The 19,316-nt window shown below is 58.4% G+C and carries 7 protein-coding genes; 5 read left to right on the forward strand and 2 right to left on the reverse strand.

Annotated features, from left to right (window positions below; genetic code table 11):
- The first annotated feature begins 87 nt into the window (after positions 1 to 87).
- Complete coding sequence (locus PPTH39_RS02400) at positions 88 to 1,005, forward strand: dihydrodipicolinate synthase family protein (protein WP_095019987.1); 918 nt, start codon at positions 88 to 90, stop codon at positions 1,003 to 1,005.
- 90 nt (positions 1,006 to 1,095) lie between these two features.
- Here the strand turns inward: PPTH39_RS02400 and PPTH39_RS02405 are convergent, their stop codons facing one another.
- Together PPTH39_RS02405 and mtlD are read right to left on the reverse strand one after the other, a co-directional pair.
- The gene (locus tag PPTH39_RS02405; RefSeq protein ID WP_130871523.1) at positions 1,096 to 2,106 is read right to left on the reverse strand and encodes an Ldh family oxidoreductase; all 1,011 of its coding nucleotides are present in this window, start codon (positions 2,104 to 2,106) and stop codon (positions 1,096 to 1,098) included.
- A 61-nt stretch (positions 2,107 to 2,167) separates the two neighbouring features.
- Positions 2,168 to 4,294, reverse strand: coding sequence for a bifunctional mannitol-1-phosphate dehydrogenase/phosphatase (mtlD, locus tag PPTH39_RS02410; RefSeq protein WP_130871524.1), 2,127 nt, complete (start codon positions 4,292 to 4,294; stop codon positions 2,168 to 2,170).
- A 614-nt stretch (positions 4,295 to 4,908) separates the two neighbouring features.
- On the opposite strand from mtlD, the gene PPTH39_RS02415 reads away from it, so the two are divergent.
- The 4 genes from PPTH39_RS02415 (at position 4,909) to PPTH39_RS02430 (ending at position 19,144) form a co-directional block, all read left to right on the forward strand.
- Positions 4,909 to 7,092, forward strand: coding sequence for a TonB-dependent siderophore receptor (locus PPTH39_RS02415; protein ID WP_130871525.1), 2,184 nt, complete (start codon positions 4,909 to 4,911; stop codon positions 7,090 to 7,092).
- 203 nt (positions 7,093 to 7,295) lie between these two features.
- Positions 7,296 to 9,917, forward strand: a complete 2,622-nt coding sequence (locus tag PPTH39_RS02420) for a Tc toxin subunit A (RefSeq protein ID WP_130871526.1) — start codon at positions 7,296 to 7,298, stop codon at positions 9,915 to 9,917.
- A gap of 34 nt (positions 9,918 to 9,951) precedes the next feature.
- Positions 9,952 to 14,880 (forward strand): Tc toxin subunit A-related protein, encoded by a 4,929-nt coding sequence (locus tag PPTH39_RS02425; RefSeq protein ID WP_232527593.1) that lies wholly within the window; start codon positions 9,952 to 9,954, stop codon positions 14,878 to 14,880.
- Positions 14,783 to 19,144: a SpvB/TcaC N-terminal domain-containing protein gene (locus PPTH39_RS02430; protein ID WP_232527594.1), complete on the forward strand. Its 4,362-nt coding sequence runs from the start codon at positions 14,783 to 14,785 to the stop codon at positions 19,142 to 19,144. The genes PPTH39_RS02425 and PPTH39_RS02430 overlap by 98 nt, the downstream gene beginning before the upstream one ends.
- Positions 19,145 to 19,316: the final 172 nt, after the last annotated feature.

Here is a 19,316-nt window from a genome sequence, read left to right on the forward strand (position 1 = left end):
ATAGGGCTTGACCTGCAACAGAGTATCTACATAAGACCGTAACTAAACGTATACGAAATACTATATTAGCGACCGGAGGCAACAAACATGAGCAAGCGCATCAACTGGAGTGGCGTCTTCCCTGCGGTGACCACTCAATTCAACGATGACTTCAGCATCAACCTCGACAAGACCCACCAGGTGATTTCCAACGTCATCCGTGACGGCGTGTCGGGCCTGGTGGTCTGTGGCTCGGTGGGGGAAAACACCTCCCTGACCGCCGAAGAAAAAATCGCTGTGACCGAAGTCGCTGTGGCAGCCTCCGGCGGCCGGGTGCCGGTCATCTGCGGCGTGGCCGAGTTCACCAGCGTGCAAGCCGCCAAGGTGGCCAATGCCGTGCGCAAGGTCGGCGTCGATGGGGTGATGCTGATGCCCGCGCTGGTCTACGGTTCCAAGCCTTTCGAAACCGCCGAACACTACCGCTATGTAGCCAAGCACGCCGACGTGCCACTGATGGTCTACAACAACCCGCCCATCTACAAAAACGATGTCACCCCCGACATCCTGATTTCTCTGGCCGATTGCGACAACGTGGTGTGCTTCAAGGACTCCTCGGGCGACACCCGCCGCTTTATCGATATCCGCAATGAAGTAGGCGACCGTTTCGTGCTGTTTGCCGGCCTCGACGACGTGGTGCTGGAGAGCATTGCCGTGGGTGCCGAAGGCTGGGTTTCGGGCATGTCCAATGTGTTCCCCAGGGAAGGCGAAACCATCTTCCGCCTGGCCAGGGCCGGACGTTTCGCCGAAGCCATGCCGATCTATGAATGGTTGATGCCGATCCTGCATCTGGACGCCCGTGCCGACCTGGTGCAGTGCATCAAGCTGTGCGAAGCCATTGCCGGTCGCGGCAGCGCCTTGACCCGTCCCCCGCGCCTGGCCCTGCCACGGGAAGATCGTGAATTTGTCGAACGAATCATGGCCAAAGCTCTGGCAAACCGCCCGCACTTACCTGATGTCGGTCTTTGATCAACGGCTTACTGTAGATACTCTGTTGCCGCCTCCCCCCTTGTGGGAGCGGGCTTGCCCGCTCCCACAACAAGCGCCACCCCGGCAAATCTATCCCTTCAGCAGCGCCTGCAGGTCATTGAACAAGGCTAACGGAATTTGCACCCCCTCCGCCTCGCTGCGCGCCCGCGCCTCATACCGGCGTTGCGACGGCAAGCGCGCGCCCTGCCCTTCGATCCCGGCAAACAAACCCTCGGCCCGGGCCAGATGCTCTTCGGTTGCCGCACCCAGAAAGCGCTGCGGATCAAACGCGATAATCAACTCGCCATGATAAGGCGATGACTTGCTCCCCGCGTCGTAAGCCAGGGACTCGGCGCTGGTCAAATCGCCAATCAGGGGCCCGGCAATCAACTCCACCATTGCCGCCAGTGCCGAGCCTTTATGCCCGCCAAAGGTCAGCATCGCGCCGGTATCAAGCACCACATTGGCATCGGTGCTCGGCAGCCCTTGAGCGTCAACCCCCCAGCCCTCAGGAATAGCCTTGCCAGCCCGACGATGTAACTCGATGTCGCCACGGGCAATGGCACTGGTGGCAAAGTCAAAGACAAACGGGTCACGCCCCGCCCGTGGCCAGCCAAAGGCAATGGGGTTGGTACCGAACACCGGCTGGCAGCCCCCCGCCGGCGCCACCCAGGCATGGCTCGGGTTACAGGCCAGCGTTACCAGCCCCGCCGCGGTCAACTGCTCGATTTCCACCCAGAGTGCGGAAAAATGCACACAACGATTGATCGCCAGGGCTGCAATGCCGTTGGCCCGGGTTTTTTCCTGTAACAGCGGCAAACCCGCCTGGAACGCCAACTGGGAAAACCCGCCGGCTGCATCCACCCGCACTATCGACGGCGCCTGGTCGATCACCCGCGGCGCGGCATCGGCCGAGACCTTGCCCGCGCGCAGTGAATTGACACAGCCCAATACCCGGTACAGACCGTGGGACGCGCAACCATCGCGCTCCCCGGCCAGCACCGTGGCGCTCACCGCGCGGGCATGGGCCTGGTTGAAACCGTTATGCAACAGGATCGATTCGGCAAGCTCGTAAGCCTGGGCCAGGGTCAGTCGTTTCATGGTCAGCTCCTTGAACAGACCTTCCAGACTGGACCATCCTCAGGCTCACGGCTTGATCGGTTCAGGCCGTGGGCATGACGAATTCAGCACAGAGCGGGCCATGAAAATACCCGGCAATTGCGTCAATCAACGCCGCATCCGTGACCGGGTCCAACCCCGGATACGGCTGGCCGTTATAGCTGCCGGTAAACGTCAGGACCGCCTCGATGCTGCCATTGTCCTGATACAGACTACGCATCTGCTGGCACTCCAGATCCTTGCTGTCAGTGCTGCGCAGCGCATAGTGCAACGCCAGCGCCGCGCCGAACTGCAGGGCACTGCTATCAATCCCGTGCTTTCTGGCCAGATCGATACTGCGAAAGATCCGTTCGTTACGTTGCAGTTTGCGTAGTGGATCACGTCCGACACGGGCACAGGGGTCCTTGAAGGAGGTATTGCAGCGCTCCAGAAAGGTGGCTGAAAATGCTGCCACGGCATCTTCCATCTGCGGGTTTTCGGCCACCAGTGCCGGGCCGACTGCCTCACCGATCAAGCGCTGCGCCAGCTCACTGACGCGCGGGTCGCCCATGCCCTGCCCCAGCCAGGAGTACCCCAGCAGGCTCGCATACCAGGCAATGATCGCGTGCGGGCCATTCCACAGCAGGTTCTTGATGACTTGTGGCTGGGTGATGTCGTCGACCGTCTTCACCTGGCGCAAGCGCTCAAGCAGATTGCTGCAGCGCTGGGCGTACAGGGGCATGTCCGGCTCGCTGTTGAACAGGATCAGATGCAATTGGCTCAAGGCGTTGCTGGACTGGGTAAAAGGTCGAAAGCGGCTGATCAGGCGCTCGTACTCGGGCACCGGAGTGCGCGGTGCGGCGCGAGGTGCGTCAGGCTCGTCATCGAGGCTGTTCTGGAACATCTTCGACTTGATCCGCAACTGGCGCACCAGCGCTTCGTTGGACAACTTTGAGACGATGCGGCTGACCACCGTTTCTACAAAGTGGGTGTTATCCAGAATCTTGCGGCACAGCTCGGCAGACACCAGCAACTCCAGTTGCGCCTGCACATGGCGACGCACAAAGTCCGCACCGCCGACCTTGTTCAGCACAATCAAAATGGTCAGCTCACGCCCCCGGCGCTCGTAGCGGCGCACCAGGCCCCGGGCAATCACCCCGGCCTGCTTGCGAATTGCCGTTTCAGGCAGGCTCAGGCCGATGATTTCCGCCACGTCATACATGCGGATCACTGCTTCGGCGTCGTCCATGTCGATCATGCGCAGGTTATCGATGGTCTGATCGAAGGACGTGGCGCTGTAGCGCACACTGAAGCGGCCAAACGCCTGGATGGTCTCGCGCAGCATGCGTGAGCGGGTGGCGGCGATGATCTCGCAGGGTCGGGTGTAGCCGTCCCAGTGCGAGAAAATCTGCGTCAGGTAACCGCCGCCCATTGCGCCAAAACCATGAATACCGGCACTGAACTGATTGAGGGTGGGCGGGAAACTGTCGGTCAGCGCGGGAGGTCCGAGATCGGGCATGCACTCGTTCAAGTCACCCAAAAAACCGTGCATGCTGGTGTAGGCCTTGAGGGCGCAGTCCGCGACTTCAGGCGCTGGCGGCTTGATATCCTCAATCAGGATCGGCTGGCCGTCGGCACGAATGGCCGACAACAGACCGTTTTGCGAGTCCTCCAGCATAAGGCAATGCTCTGGCAGACAATTGAGCGCGCTAGCCGCCTTGAGGAAAATCTCCGGGTGGGGCTTGCCCTGGGTCACCTCATCACCGCACACGGTAACGTCGAAATACTTCAGCACATTGGCATTGATCAGGTATTCCTCGGCGATGGCGCGACGGCTCGACGTAGCCACCGCCATGGTCAGGCCGTATTTGCGCAAGCGCTCCAGCACTTCCAGCAGGCCATCCTTGATCGGCACGCCGTGGTCACGCACATGGGCCAGCTCCAGCTCGTCGGCACGCTGACGAACCTGGGCATAGGGGAAGTCTTCGCCGTGGTTGGCCCTGGCCAGGGCCTCGGCTTTTTTGGCACTCAGGCCTAATGAGCCGATCAGTGTTTCTTCACTCAGTGGCGTGCCGTAAATCTCCTCGGCGGCCTGCTTGAGCGTTTTGAAGCGCAAGCGCTCGGTGTCGAACATGGTGCCGTCCATATCGAAGATGGCACTGAAAATTCTTTTACCCTGAAAATAAATCATCAACACAGCTCCTTGTAGCGCGAGCAATTATTGGCTGCCCGCGGAAACGCTTTGGATCAAAAACGTGGTTTCAAATACAAATCCCGGGCAGCAGAACGCACCATTGACAGCGGGGCGTGAGTGCACCGGAACGGCTGGCGGTCAGAAATAATCAGGCGGAGGGACGTAACAATGGCGCCAGTTGGCGCAGCTGCCCGAGAAGCAGGGTCTCAGGTGGGGGATAGCGAAGTTTGCGAGAAAGCGGGAAACAAACCCTGTGACTGCACTGATGCAGCATTTGACGTGAGGCCCACAGCTTGCAATCAGGGATGCGAAGTGTGAGCCCAACTGGCGATTGATACGTGTGATTCCATCCATAAGGGCGTTTTAATTTCCTGTAATACTACGACTGACCTTTTTAGCTATAACCCATGCAACACGTCTAAATCAAGGATTGCCTTGAGCCACAGGCTGTAACGGCTGCGCAAAAAACCCGTCGGGCCAGGCCCTGACAGGCCGTCATGGCAGGCTCCCTGATGGCGAAGCGCCAAGCGCAACCCGGCTTGCGACTGTATGATGGCGCGCTTGAGAAACAGGCTCGGGTCTCAAGCCTGCCCACCGTTCAGGAGCTGTGCATGAACATGCTTTACCGGACTTTCAGCCAGGGAGAGTCCGCCCCGCGATTCTCTCTCAGTTTGTTTAGCCTCGGCCTGCTGCTGGGCAGCGCCATACCTGCGGCACATGCAGCCGGAACCGAACTGCCGGCGACGTCGGTGACGGCCACGGACAACGGCGATTATCAAGCCGACAACGCCTGGGTCGGTGGTTTCGAGGCGGCGCCCTTGCTCGATACGCCGGCCGCCATTGCGGTGTTTACCGATGCCCTGATTGAAGACCAGCAAGCCCGCCTGCTCAGCGATGTGCTGAAAAACGACGCATCGGTCGGCGAAAGCTACGCGCCCGTCGGCTACTACGAGAATTTTGTAGTGCGCGGCTTTTCGCTGAACTCGGCCAGCAGCTACAAGATCAATGGCCGCACCATCACCGGCGAGCAAAATGTCGGGCTGGAAAACAAGCAGCAGGTAGAGCTGCTCAAGGGGCTTTCAGGCCTGCAAAGCGGCGTTTCCGAGCCCGGTGGTGCGGTCAACTATGTGACCAAGCGGGCAGCCGATGTGCGCTCTGTAACGGTGTCTACCGACGATCGCGGCAGCGGTTACATCGCCACCGATGTGGGGGGCTGGTTCGGCAGCGAACAGCAGTTCGGCCTGCGTGCCAACGTTGCCCATGAAGATATTCACTCTTATGTCGAACACGCCAACGGCCAGCGTGACTTCGCCTCTGTGGCGTTCGACTGGAACATCAACCCCGATGCCCTGCTGCAACTGGACGTGGAGTATCAGAACAAGGAGCAGCGCTCGGTGCCGGGCTATCAGTTGCTCGGCGGCAGCGAACTGCCGCATCACGCCTCGCCGAAAAAGCTGCTGGCGCACCAGAGCGGCTCGAAACCTGTGACCATTGATTCTCTGAATATCAACGGCAACTTCGAATACCGCTTCAACGACAGCTGGAAAGGCAGTCTGAGCGCCTCACGCAGCAAGGTGGTGATCGACGACTACAGCTCGTTTGCCTGGGGCGGTTGTACTGTCGGCTGCGTTACACCCAATGTCGGCAACTACTTCACCCCCGAGGGCGGCTACGACATCTATGACTTCCGCAGCCCTGACGATACCCGGCGCAATGATGAGGTGCAGGCAGCGCTCAGCGGTCGCTTCCATACCGGCGCAATCGGTCATGAGCTGACCGTGGGCAGCAGTGCATTCCGGCGCGTGGTGAATAATCGTGTAGCCATCAACCATAGTCTCGGCAGTGGCAATATCGACAGCGAGCCTGAAAACCTCGAGCGCTACAACGGCGCCCTCAACGACAGCCATCGCCGCCTGGACAGCCGCCAGTACGGGGTGTTTTTCAATGACCTGATCAGCTTCAACGAGCAATGGCAGACCATGATCGGCGGGCGCGAAGTGCGTCTGGATGAAAAGACCTTCGACAATCAGGGCGACACCACCCGCCACACCCAACGCTATGAATTCCTGCCCCAGGCCGCGCTGATCTACAAACCGGTGCAAAATATGACGCTATACACCCGCTACAGCAAGGGCCTGTCCCTGGGTGGCACAGCGCCGTGGTTTGCCAGCAATAACTTCGACATCCTGCCACCCACCGTGTCGCGCCAAATAGAGGCCGGGATCAAATACGACTGGCAGCGCATGCGCCTGAGCGCCACACTGTTCCAGATCCGCCAGGCGTACCAGTATGCTCGCCCCGAAAATGGCGAGTTCACTTACGTCCAACAGGGCCAGCAGAAAAACACCGGCATTGAGCTGGCGGCCAACGGTTGGGCCACTGACCGGCTGCAGATTGCGGCCAGCGTCGCGGCGATCCGCTCCCGGGTCAGCGGTAGCGGCACGCCCGAATATGAAGGCCACCAGACCATCAACGTACCCACCCTGCGCGCCAGCCTCTACGGCGACTACGCCCTGCCCTGGATCGACGGCCTGGCCCTGCTGGGCGGCGTGCAGTACAGCGGCAAGAAATACGCCAGCCAGGTGGGTACGGTACAGGCCGACGCCTACGCCATCTTCAATATCGGCAGCCGCTACAGCACCCGTATCGAAGGTTACGACACCGTGTTTCGCCTGACCGTCGATAACCTGTTCGACAAGCGCTACTGGCGCGATGTGGGAGAATACATGGGCGATAACTATGTCTTCCAGGGCGCGCCGCTGACGGCAAGGTTGAGTGCCTCGATCAACTTCTGATCATGCTGCATTGCAGGGGGCATGTAGCCTCCTGCCTTCACCCTCTTGCATAAAAGGCCTGCGTCCGGAACACACGAACGCTTGTCATTCAGCGACAATTCCCAAGCTTCTCGGTGCTTTCAGCTGGCCGAGACGCCAGGTATGGCAATGCTAATTTTCTGCACGCGCCGTGGATCACCCACTGCGCGCACAGGAGATTTACCATGCCAACGGACACCGCCTCTCCCGACTCGGGCCCCACCTGGTCAGCCCTGTTCAAAGACGACTGGGATACCTTTTGCTCACCGACTTCCCTCGCCGCAGTCGACTCGCCCGCGGCGTATCTGCAGGCGCTCTACCGGTTTGCCCTGGAAGTGGAGCAAACCGGCAAAGGCACTCAAGACAAAATCACCCTCGCCCAACGTGTACCTGCGCTCAAGGAACTGGTGATCAATGCTGAAAACACTTCCCGTCAGTTGCCACTGCTGACGCTGGTCAACGAGGCCCTGAACGCACCGGTCAAAACCTACCTGGACACGCATCGCGACATTTATGGCGGCCGCACGGTGCATCAGGTGCTGGCCGAATTACGCTACCCCTTTGAATTGCCTTTCGACCTGGCCCATCAGCAATGCGTGCTGGGGCTTGCGGGCAACAAGCCGGGGCTTGGTGCATTGAATTATCGCATCAGCCTGAAACTGCCCTATGACCAGCAGCCGGAGAACAAGTACGGCACGGTGCAGCAGCAAGCCTATGAGGCGCAGCGTCTGCTCACCCTGCTCAGCCCTGCACAACAAAACCTGTTGACCGAGGACTTTGAAGAACAGGGCACAGACACCTTTTACAAAAAACACTATGGCCACAGCCAGCCCATCACTGACCAACAACGGTTCATGCAGCACACCGGCCTGAGCACCGAGCAGTTCCATGAACTGCTTGCCCACGCCAGCTATCAGCCGCGCTTGTCTGGCAACGTCGTGCAGACGGCAGATCAGATTGCCCGGGATCACACTGCAGGCGCTCGCTTTATCAATGGCCCCTACAGAACAGGGCAAAAGAGACTGGGCCTGAGCATCGACTCATCAAAAAAAAACCACCTGCAAAATACAACTCCACAGCGTCATGACCGTTTGCAACGGATGATCCGCCTGCAACGCTGGCTCGATATGCCTTTCGCAGATCTGGATACCTTACTCTATAGCATCGCCGGTTGTGAAGGCAGCAGCCCTGAACACCTTGCCATCAACGACAACAGCATGCGTGCAATGGGTGTCTTTCGCTACCTGAACCAACGCTATGGCCTGACGCCCGGAACATTTTCGGCATGGCTTTACCACATGCCCGTTCATGGGGTCGGGCAACACCCATCGCTATTCGACCAGGTGTTCAACCCGCCGCACTGGCTCAACGCCCCCCTGACTCTCGACAACCAGCCGCTGGATCTCGGTACGACACAAGGGGTTCTGTATCGGGCCTGTGGCGCTCTGGGCCTCGAAGACACACCACAGTCCCTGGGGTTGCTGAAAACCCGTACCAAGCAATATTTCGCCACGCCTCGCCGGAATATCGAGACGTTTTCCAGCTTTTACCGACAGGCCACATTACCCGCAATGTTCGGACTGTCAGTCATGGACTGCGATCATCTGTGCCAGTTGCTGGGGGGCAAAACCTACCACCAGCAACTGGTCAAGCCGGGCTTGCGTCAGTCAGGCAGCAACTCGCCAGCGGACTTTCTCGATGTGTTGATGCAACTGGACTGGGCGGTTAGCTGGCTCAATGACAGCGGTAAAAGCGTTCAACAGTTACGCCAGCAATTGTTACTGGAGAGCACGTTGCTGCCCTCCTCCGTACAGCAGCGGCTCACGCAGGTCGAGGCGGTGTTGCAACGCATGCCCCAATATCTGCTGGCGCAATCCACACTCGATGAGCTGGACTTGCCGCAACCGGAAGCCGGTAGCAAACCCCTTGCCTACACCTGGAATGTGCTGCTGGCCAAAGGACTGCTCCGGGTCCAGTCCATGCTGCCCGCGCAACCCAAAGCGGACAGCCTGGAAAAAGGCGTGGCCTACATGGTCGACAAATACGTCAACCTGAGCCCCGATGCGGGGCGCAACCAGGCACTCAAGGCCCGGGTCAAGCAGATACTCAATACGCAGCTGTCCGCAGCCTACTCACAATTGCATCCTTTCAAGAAAGAAATAGATCAATTACTCAAGGATACCTCCCTGGCCAGCGAGGCCCCCGAGCTGATGAAACAGGCCTTCAGGCAAGCTTCGCGTATTTTCGCCAGTGCCCTTGGCAGTGATAAACCCAATGAATCCCTCAAACACCTGCTGCTGTTCTTTCCCCATGCAGAAACCGAGCTGCAACTGCCCATCAGCCGTGAAGCCCTGCAGGCTTTTCTGCTTGACCCCGGTTGGCTGGAGTCCGAGCAATCGGCACATTCAACCCTCAAGTTAACCCTGAGCACCCTGTATCTGTTCCAGAGGTTCAGTCATTTCAGCGACGTTTACGGGATTAACCACGCCACACTGCTCAATTATCTGAACCAGGCCAACCCTCAAAAACAGAACGGCGAACAAACCGGTCTGAACTCGCAAACCAGCGAATTGCTGGCCCAGATGCTGGGGTGGAACGCCAGCGAGATAGAGGTATTGATAAAGCCCCTGCTGGAAAAACGCGTGCGCTCGATGACTGAACTGGACTGGCTGATGCGCTGCCATGAGACCGCCAGGCAGACAGGTCTTTCGGCAAGCATGTTGCTGATGGCGACAGGCTTGACCGCCACCTTCAGTTCCGATGACTGGCAGCAGGTCGGCAGCGCCGTCTTCGCCACCGCCCCATGAGCGCAACGCTCATACATCTTTCCGAGGAATGTCCATGTCTGACCAACGCCACCGGCAACTCAATGAGCAGCTGCGCGATGCCTTGCTCGCGTTCTACCTCACCTACGTGCTGCCTGAAGACACCACCCTGCAAACCCCGGCTCGCAAGCACACAATCAACAACGCCAACGACCTGTACACCTACTGGCTGCTGGATGTGCAAGTCAGTCAGGCAGTGCCTACCAGTCGTGTGGCCAGCGCCATTGCCAGCCTGCAGCAATATATCAACGCCATTTCAGTGGGGCTGGAGCCTGGCTACGACAAACTTGGCATGACAACCAAACAACAAAACACCTGGCGCAACAATCTGCATGCCTATTCGGTTTGGCGTGCGATTCAACAGTTACGCAGCTTTCCGGCCAACTATCTGAACCCGATGTTACGCCGTGATAAAACCGAAAGTTTCCAGCAGCTTGAGAACGACATAAATCAATGTCGAATTAACTCGGACAATATACTGCCTGCCATTCAACGCTACTTGGCCCGATTTGAAGAGATCTGCAGCCTCAAGACCCTGAATGGTTACATTGATGGTGAAAAAGACAGGTTCGCCGAGAGCACTTACTACTTTGTTGCCCGATCAACTGTCGAGAACACTTACTACTGGCGCTCGCTGGATATGTCCAGGCGCTACTTGCATCCCGCCACAGGGAGTGCCCCTGCCCTCAAGCAGGACGCACCACAGCCCGGCGCCTGGTCTGACTGGAAAAAAATACCTCTGCCTGCCTCGGAAAACATCCCGGAGCACAGCGTCCGTCCGATTTGCTTTAACAACCGCCTGTTTGTTGTCTGGGCTCAATGCATATCCCCGGCAGCGGCCAGTTACAGCGCTGATTATTTCTGGTCAGAGCCTGACGAATCGGAAAAAAACTATAAAGCACGCCTGGAAAACTACCTGAAAAGTCGTTTCATTCAGTTCCGCCTTTACTTTTGCTACATGAAATACGATGGCAGCTGGAGCGTGCCACGGGTGTGCAGTGATGAATACTGCGTGATGAAAGAGCTTAACAAACTGGACCAGAACGCCTTGATGCAGGCGACTGAAACAGTGGCCGTGCTGGACACCAGTACTAGCCCGGCATCCTTGTTTTTAGGGCTGAACGCCCATGCTCCGCAAAAGCCCGTCGCCGGCAGGGATCACACCCGCAGCGACTTTTTCCAGGCCGTGAGACTCGACCAGGACTTCAGCAGTGAGCGGTTATTCTCAAGGGGCACAGTGGCAGACCTTAAACCCAACGCTGAACACGAAAAACTGGCGAAACGTTATTTATCCCTGTTCATCTACAACAATTCGCGAAATTTCAATTTCCACGCCCCGACCAGCGAAACCGTCGCAATAACAGACATCGTCAGCAGTACCCCGACCCCGGCATTTACAGGATGGAACTTCGAGAACAAACAGGCTTATATAAGTGACCAGCACTACCACAGCGATATTGTCTTCAACACCACATCCTGTGCGCTGGAAGTCAACGCCAGGCTTGAAAAAGCATTCCCCGAACACCAGTCGGTAACCTTCAGGGCGAGTACCAACCGGGCCGAACTTACTCTTCATCTTGCCCTTCTGCGGCCGCTTCCCGGTAGCAGCGGCAAACTCAAGCTGGAACATAGCTCGCTGCTGACTCTCAAGACCGAACTGATCCCACCCTGCAGCTGGGTATCGGTCTCAATGACCAGTCACAAAACCGGCGTTACCTATTCCAGCCTGATATATGAATTTCCCGACGACGCCCTCAGCGTCGTAAAACCGCAAAGGTTAAGTGCCGTACGCAAAGACTGGAGCGTTTCGCTGGAAGGCAGATACATCGAATACGACGCTTTCAATACCTTGTTTGAAAACGCTCATTCCGACCACCGCATTACTCTTCATTTTTACGCCACACTCAATGAGCAAGTGAACAGTCAGAACGACTGGTTATTTGATAGTGTCATTGCCACGTTATATACCCGCCACTACAAGCCCGTGATCATGACTACACGGGACGAAAACACACCGCACCCTTACAACATCCATCGCAACAACAGCTATATCGTCGGTGAACCCAATACCTCCCGCCGCGCACTCAACGGCGTATTTACAAGCCTGACCCCGGCCCATCTGTTCAGCGCCCATATTCAACTCAATCCTGAAACGCTACGGCCTGAAGAGGAAGTGAGCAGCATTGCAAGCACGGGTACCCGGCCAATCACGATCCTTCACGGAGTATTGATTTACGACACGGACACACGCCATAACAGCCGCAGCCTGCGAGGTTATGCACTGAAGTCACTGAGACTGAAACTGGATCCCAATAACGCCACCCCCATTACACCTCTGGCGCCCAGAATCTCACGCAGCCCGGCGCAGCCTGAAGGAACAGCCGAGTTTATCGACTTCAGCGGCTCCCTTCTCAAGTACAGCGATGTGGCTTCACCGAGAACCCTTCGTGCGCCGATCCACATGAACACCACTATTGGCAGACACCTGAGCGCCGCCGCCAATGTCAGTCTCGACCGGCTGTTTACGATAGCCACAAATCAATCGCACGAACCGGCGCTTACCAGCAATGCCACGCCCCACTCCCTGGATTTTCATGGCGCCCATGGCAAGTATTTCCGGGAGTTGTTCCTCTTCCTTCCTTGGCTGGTGGCCTGCCGATTGAACATGGAGCAGCGTTATGCCGAGGCCCAATCCTGGCTCAAATACATCTTCGATCCAGAAAGCAGGGCAACTGAACCGCAGCAACACTCAAGATATTGGAAAGTGCCCGCCCTGACCCAGGACAAATCAGAGCCGGGTTACCAGCAGGACAACCCGGACGATCCGCATCAGATAGCCCTCAGTAGCCCGTCCTGTTTCCGCCAAGCGTTGTATATGTTGTACCTGGACATCCTGCTCAATCGCGGCGATGCCGCTTATCGTCAAGCCAGTGCCGATAGCCTGGCAGAGGCCAAGCTCTGGTACGTTCGGGCCAGTAGCCTGCTGGGGCCAAGGCCGCAAATCAGCCGAGCCGATCCCTGGCAACCCTTAACCCTGCAGGATCTGTTCGCATCAAGCCAGAGCACCCTGTACCTGCCCCTGAATCCGGACCTGGTGTCACGCTGGGACAAACTTGAAAGTCGCCTCTACAACCTTCGACATCACCTCAGTATCAGCGCAAAACCCTTGCAACAGGCACTGTTCGCACCCGCGCTGGCTCCGCACCTGCTGTTGAGCCACTACGCCCACAATGCCAGCTCTGACCCATTGTCTGCGACCCGCCAACAAACCAGGGAAATCGGCCATTATCGCTACCAGGTTGTCCATGCCCATGCCGCGACCCTGGTCGAGAATGTCATCCAGCTCGGTAATACCCTGCTTGTGCTGTTCGAGCGCAAAGAGCAGAACGAGCACCTTCAGTTACAGCAACAACATGCCTGGGACCTCGCCAGAATCGCCGTCGATCAACAACGCCAGAGCATGCGGGCTGACGAAGCCAACCGCGAGGCGCTGCTGGCCGGTCGCCAGGTACTGGTAAGCCGCCAGCGGTATTTCGAAAAATTGCTCAATGAAGGTATCTCTCCAGCCGAAGCACAAGCCAGCCAGCAATATCTTGAAAGCGCACAGTGGGAAACCAAAGCATCCGTAGCCGAGGCTGCTGCAGGGCTGGCGATGCTGGCACCCAATATTTTCGGCACCTCCAACGGCGGGATGCGCTATGAAGGCGCCTTTTATGCGATTCAGGCTGCGGCCCGAAATATGGCTAATGAGAAACGCGCCAATGCCGGTCATCTGGATCGTACAGCGCTGTTCAACCGCCGCGTCCAGGAGTGGTCCCAGGCCCTGGAGCAGTGCCGTCAGGAGCTCATTCAGGCCGACTTGCAACTGCAGGCCCACGAACAGCAGAGCACGGTGCTGCGCTTGCAACTCAGACACACGGAAACAGCTATGGAGCAGGCCAGATTCACCTACGAGGTGCTCAGCAAGCATTTTTCCAGCGCACAGTTGTATCAGTGGCTCAATAGTCATCTGGCTTCTTTCTACTATCAGGCCTACGACGCAGCCCATTCGTTGTGCTTGAGCGCACAGGCATGCTGGCAATTTGAACGTGCGGACTGGAGCACCCGTTTTATCCAAAGCAGCCACTGGCACAATCAATTCAAGGGGCTGACCGCAGGCGAGTCGCTCAAGCTCGACCTGCAGAACATGAATACTGCCTATATGCAACGTAACCAGCGTGAACTGGAAATCAGCAAAACCCTGTCCTTGCGCCTGTTGCATGGCAAGGATCGGGGGCCCACGCTGAACAAGGACTGGGCGTCGCTGAAGCACGAAATGATCGTCAATGGCACCGTGGATTTTGAGTTGAGCAAGGCGCTGTTCGACGACGACTACCCCGGTCATTACCTGCGCCGGATAAAAAGCGTCAGCGTCTCGCTGCCTGCCACGCTCGGACCTTATGAAGACATTTGCGCGACCCTGACCCAGACCTGGAACCGAACCCACCTGTCTGCAAAAGACGACGATATGCTCGACAACATGCGGGTCAGGGAGCAGGTCGCACTGTCCACAGGGCTCAATGACAGCGGCCTGTTCACCCTCAACTTCGACAATGACGAACGCTATCTGCCCTTCGAGTACACCGGGGCAGTGTCCAAATGGCGACTGGCGTTCCCAACCCTGCAGCCCAGTCATCCATGCTCAATTCCCTCAGCGACATCATCGTGCATGTGCGCTACACCGCGAGAAGCGCAGGAGGTCAGGGATGACGACCCAACAACACGGCACAGGCGAGGTGCAAACACCGTCCTTGCCCAAGGGCGGAGGCGCAATACAAAGTATCGGCACCACATGGGGAGCCGTCGGTATGACCGGTGCGGCCTCGTTCGAGGTTCCCCTGCCACTGTCGCCGGGCCGGGGTTTCGACCCGGCCATCAGCCTGACTTACAACAGTGCCCTGGGTAATGGCCCGTTCGGAATCGGTTGGGCAGCCTTCGCTGGCTCGATTGCACGCAGCACGCTCAAGGGCGTACCCGCCTATGACAGTGAGGATGTATTTATCGGTCCGTCAGGTACGGAACTGCTCCCCGAACGGACAGCCCAAGGCATGCTGCAAACCCGTTCCAGCAGCCGTTTCAACGGGCTTCAACTGAACACCACCTACACTGTGGTGCGCTACCTGCCACGCCACGAAACCACTTTCGATCGCATTGAGCACTGGTCATCGACGTCAGACCCCGCAGGGTTCTGGCTGGTCCAGGGCGCAGACGGCAACCTGTACCTGTTTGGCAAAACGCACGCGGCCCGCATCGCCGATCCGCAGGCGCCTGCCCATGTTGCCCAATGGCTGCTTGAGGAAAGCCTCAACCCCCACGGCGAGCAGATCTACTATCAGTACAAGGCTGACACCCGGGGCAGTGGCCCTCGAGACTACAGCGCCCAGCGCTACCTTGCCCGTATCGGCTACACCAATATCGTGCCCAGGGAGCATCTGGAATTATGGACGGTAGAAACACCGGCGCAAAAACAATGGCATTTTGAATTGGTCTTTGACTACGGCGAACGCACAACTGATCTGACACGCCTCCCTTCCTATGGGGTGCAACAACCATGGCCGGAACGCAGTGATCCGTTGTGTCACTATGCCTATGGCTTTGAACTGGCGAGCCGGCGTCTTTGCCGGCAAGTCCTGATGTTCCACTACTTCCCTGAAGAGCCAGCAATGGGCCGCGAACCGGTGTTGACCCGCCGGCTGCTGCTGGAGTACATGACCACCGCAACCGCAGGCAGCCTGTTGCAGGCCCTGCACAGCCAGGCCTGCGATGCCAGCGCAAAGATCTGCCACTGGCCGCCCCTGGAGCTGACTTACAGCGACTTCCAGTTAACTGGCATGCCTTCAGGCTATCAACGCTTTGACGCTTTGGACGGTATCAACGACAACCAGCGCTATCAACTGGTTGACCTCTACAACGACGGCTTGCCGGGAGTGCTCTGGCGCTCTGACAAAAGCTGGTACTACCGCGAACCCGTCCGGGCTGCCAACCCGGTCGAGCCTGATGACGTCGCCTATGGCCCGCTGCAAATGCTGGAGCGTATCCCGGTGGCGCAGCAGATTGGTGCGCTGTACCAGTCCCTGGCGGACCTCAATGGCGACGGCCAGCTGGAGTGGATCATCGCCCAGCCGGGCATGAGTGGCTTTTTCACCCTGGAAAACGACCGGAGCTGGGCAAACTTCGCGCCTTTTGCAGCATTGCCGCAGGAGTTCTTCCAGCCGACAGCCCAGCTCGCCGACCTGATGGGCAACGGTATTGACGACCTGGCGCTGATTGGCCGCAACAGTGTGCGGCTCTATCGCAACAAAGGCTCGCAGGGTTTTGCCCCTGCCGCGGACATGCCGCATCCCGATAACGATCTGCCACTGCCCGGCAATAGCGAAACTGAACTGATGGCGTTCAGCGATCTGCTGGGCAGTGGCCAGCAACACCTGGTGCGCATTCGTCATGATGAAATCAAGTGCTGGCCAAATCTGGGCCGGGGCCGATTTGGCAAAGGGTTCGTATTCGCCACCCTGCCCTTCACCTACGCCGAATTTGAGGCCTCGCGAGTACTGCTGGCCGATCTGGATGGCTCCGGCGCCAGTGACCTGATCTACCTTCAGCCCGATCGGGCACTGATTTTCATGAACCTCTGCGGCAACGGCCTGCAAGCCGTGCCCACACCGCTGCCCTGGCCCGAGGGGGTCAAGCATGACCGCTTTTGCCAGGTCAGTGTGGCCGACCTGCAAGGGCTGGGCTGCACCAGCCTGATCCTCTCCGTCCTTCTCCCTTCAGCCCGTCACTGGCGATACGACTTTGTCCGGCAAAAACCCTATTTGTTGATCGGTACCGACAACAACATGGGGGCATCAGGCCGGGTTAGCTACCGCAGCAGTGCCCAGGAGTGGCTGGACGAAAAACCGCAACGGACACAGCGCACCGGTGGCCTGCCATTTGCGCTGCATCTGGTCAGCGAGCAGCAACAGCTGGATCAGATCAGCGGCAATCAGCTGACCCAACGCTTCACTTACAGGGAAGGTTTCTACGACAGTCTCGAACGCAAGTTCCAGGGCTTCGGTTTGCTGATGGCAACCGACACCGAGGGCCCTGCCGGCCAGAAACTCGACAAGGCAGCAACCGCACCCTTGCTGCGCAAGACCTGGTTTCACACCGGAAAAGCCCTTGATATGCCGCAGGACCAATACTGGGCGGGCGACAGGTTGGCCCTTGCGCCAGGCAACACACTGCTGACCCGCCTGGAAGCCGATAAGGAGCAAGACAGCGTACTGCCACCGCCTGCTTCCGGGCGCAGGATGGCTCTGGCACTGAGCGGGCTGGTACTGCGTGAAGAAGTGTTTGCGGCCGATGACCCGGAATCGTCACGAGTGCCTTTTACCGTCAGCCAGTACCGCTATATGCTGCGTCAATTGCAGACGCCCGAATCCCTGCTGGTACTTGCCCTGGAGTCACGGGTCTACCGCTACGAGCGCGAGGCAACCGACCCCGCCTGCCAGCACATCATCAATCTGCGCCGGGATCGTTATGGCAGCCTGACACACGGGGTAACCATAAATTACGCCCGGCGCAAGCGCGCATCCGACCTGCCGCCATTCGATGAGGCCCATCAACAGACCTGGTGGCGCGATACCCACGACCCGGCCCAGCAGATGCACTACATCAGTGAAATCCGGGCGCAGTTCATTCATCTGGACAATCCTCAACGCTGGCGCCTGCAACTGCCTTACCGGCAACGCAGCAATGCACTGGTGGTTGAAAAAGAAGCCCTCAACAGCGCGCATACCAGCTATGAACTGTTAATCGGCAACACCGCTGACAACCCTGTGCGACCGCAGGCACAGCGCACTCTGGGGGGGTTGTCCGTGCAATATTACTGCCTGGCGCAGAGTGACGCCCCGTTACCGGCGGGCCAGGCCAGCTTTCAGGCGCTGACGGCCTTCAAAGAGTCGGCCGAACTCGACGACCAGGCACTTGCCGCCTACGACGATGTACCTGCACTGCCCGGAGGAACCCCGTTCGACCTGGCCAGCACCCTCGTCCAGGAGCATTACCATCCCATGAGCCTGTTCCTGCCTGAGCCAACAGACACCCGCGCAGCGCCAGCCCTGTGGTCACTCAAACAGGGCTTTACCCGTTACACCGACGTGCATGGTTTCTACCGGGCCAATCAGTTGCGAGCCTCTGAAAGCCACTCAGCGACCACACTCACCCATGACCGTTACGGTTGCCATATCGCCGCAGTAACGGCCGTGGACGGTTGCAGCACCCAAGCCGTCTATGACTACCGGTTAATGTTGCCCATCGAAATCACCGACCCCCAGGGGACTGTTCGGCAAGCGCGCTACGATGCATTCGGCCAGTTGCAAGTAACCAGTGTTTACGGCCAGGAAAATGGCAAACCAACAGGGTTCGCCCCGCTGACGGACTACAGGCGCCCAGCCAATAACAGCCCCGCTTTTGCCATCAACAACCCTCAAACAGCGCTGCTCGATGCTGCCAGCGCCTGCTTCCACGCCCCTTTCAACTGGATGGGCCACATCCCGGCAGCCCCCCCCGGCACACAATGGGTAACGCAGGGATATCTGACTCCGGACGGATATATTCGTGCCAGCGGCCGCATGCGCCTGGCAACACTGGACATGAGCATCACGGCGAATCGCCAACTGAACGAACAGATCCTCCAGGCACGCCGCGAACCGGTCTATGCCGCTGTGCTGCAAGCCGATAACTACCCGTCGAGCGACGACAGCGTTAACCGGCAAATCCGGATCAGCCTGACGTTCACCGATGGCTTTGGACGTGAGCTGCAAACCAAGCAGAAAACCTCGGCGGGTGAAGCGTATGTGGTTGCCCCGTCGGGGCGACTGAGCCTTGACAGTGACGGCAAGCCCCTGCGTGCGTTCAGCGAACATCGCTGGCGGGTCAGCGGCAGGGTCGAATACAACAACAAGGGCCTGGCCATTCGAAACTATCGGCCTTACTTCGCCGATCACTATCGCTTTATCGATGATGAAGCCCGGCGCAAGGATGGCTACTGCGATCAGCTGTTGTATGACCCGTTGGGCCGTATGACGAGCAAGCTCAACGCCAGGGGGCATCTAAGCCGCCAGACCCATTGCACCTGGTACAGCATCAGCGAAGATGAAAACGACACCTGGGAGCCTGGTTCAAGCTGACCAACCACATCGCGATGCAAGCCCGGGCCCGGAGCACAATAGTCATCCTCCAGGCTTGCTCGCGAGGGCATCATCAGTGCGGGTTACGCACCCCGACCACCCGGTAGCGCGGCCCGCCAAGGTGGCGAAACAGCTGCCGGTGGTATGCCACCGTGCGCACAGTTGAGCCCCG

It is taken from the genome of Pseudomonas bubulae, from assembly GCF_900618535.1.
GTDB lineage: Bacteria > Pseudomonadota > Gammaproteobacteria > Pseudomonadales > Pseudomonadaceae > Aquipseudomonas > Aquipseudomonas bubulae.

Excerpts from the sequence above, each read along its gene's own strand:
- PPTH39_RS02400 (WP_095019987.1), top strand. The coding sequence starts at position 88 with ATGAGCAAGCGCATCAACTGGAGTGGCGTCTTCCCTGCGGTGACCACT.
- PPTH39_RS02405 (WP_130871523.1), bottom strand. The coding sequence starts at position 2,106 with ATGAAACGACTGACCCTGGCCCAGGCTTACGAGCTTGCCGAATCGATC.
- mtlD (WP_130871524.1), bottom strand. The coding sequence starts at position 4,294 with ATGATTTATTTTCAGGGTAAAAGAATTTTCAGTGCCATCTTCGATATG.
- PPTH39_RS02415 (WP_130871525.1), top strand. The coding sequence starts at position 4,909 with ATGAACATGCTTTACCGGACTTTCAGCCAGGGAGAGTCCGCCCCGCGA.
- PPTH39_RS02420 (WP_130871526.1), top strand. The coding sequence starts at position 7,296 with ATGCCAACGGACACCGCCTCTCCCGACTCGGGCCCCACCTGGTCAGCC.
- PPTH39_RS02425 (WP_232527593.1), top strand. The coding sequence starts at position 9,952 with ATGTCTGACCAACGCCACCGGCAACTCAATGAGCAGCTGCGCGATGCC.
- PPTH39_RS02430 (WP_232527594.1), top strand. The coding sequence starts at position 14,783 with ATGACCGGTGCGGCCTCGTTCGAGGTTCCCCTGCCACTGTCGCCGGGC.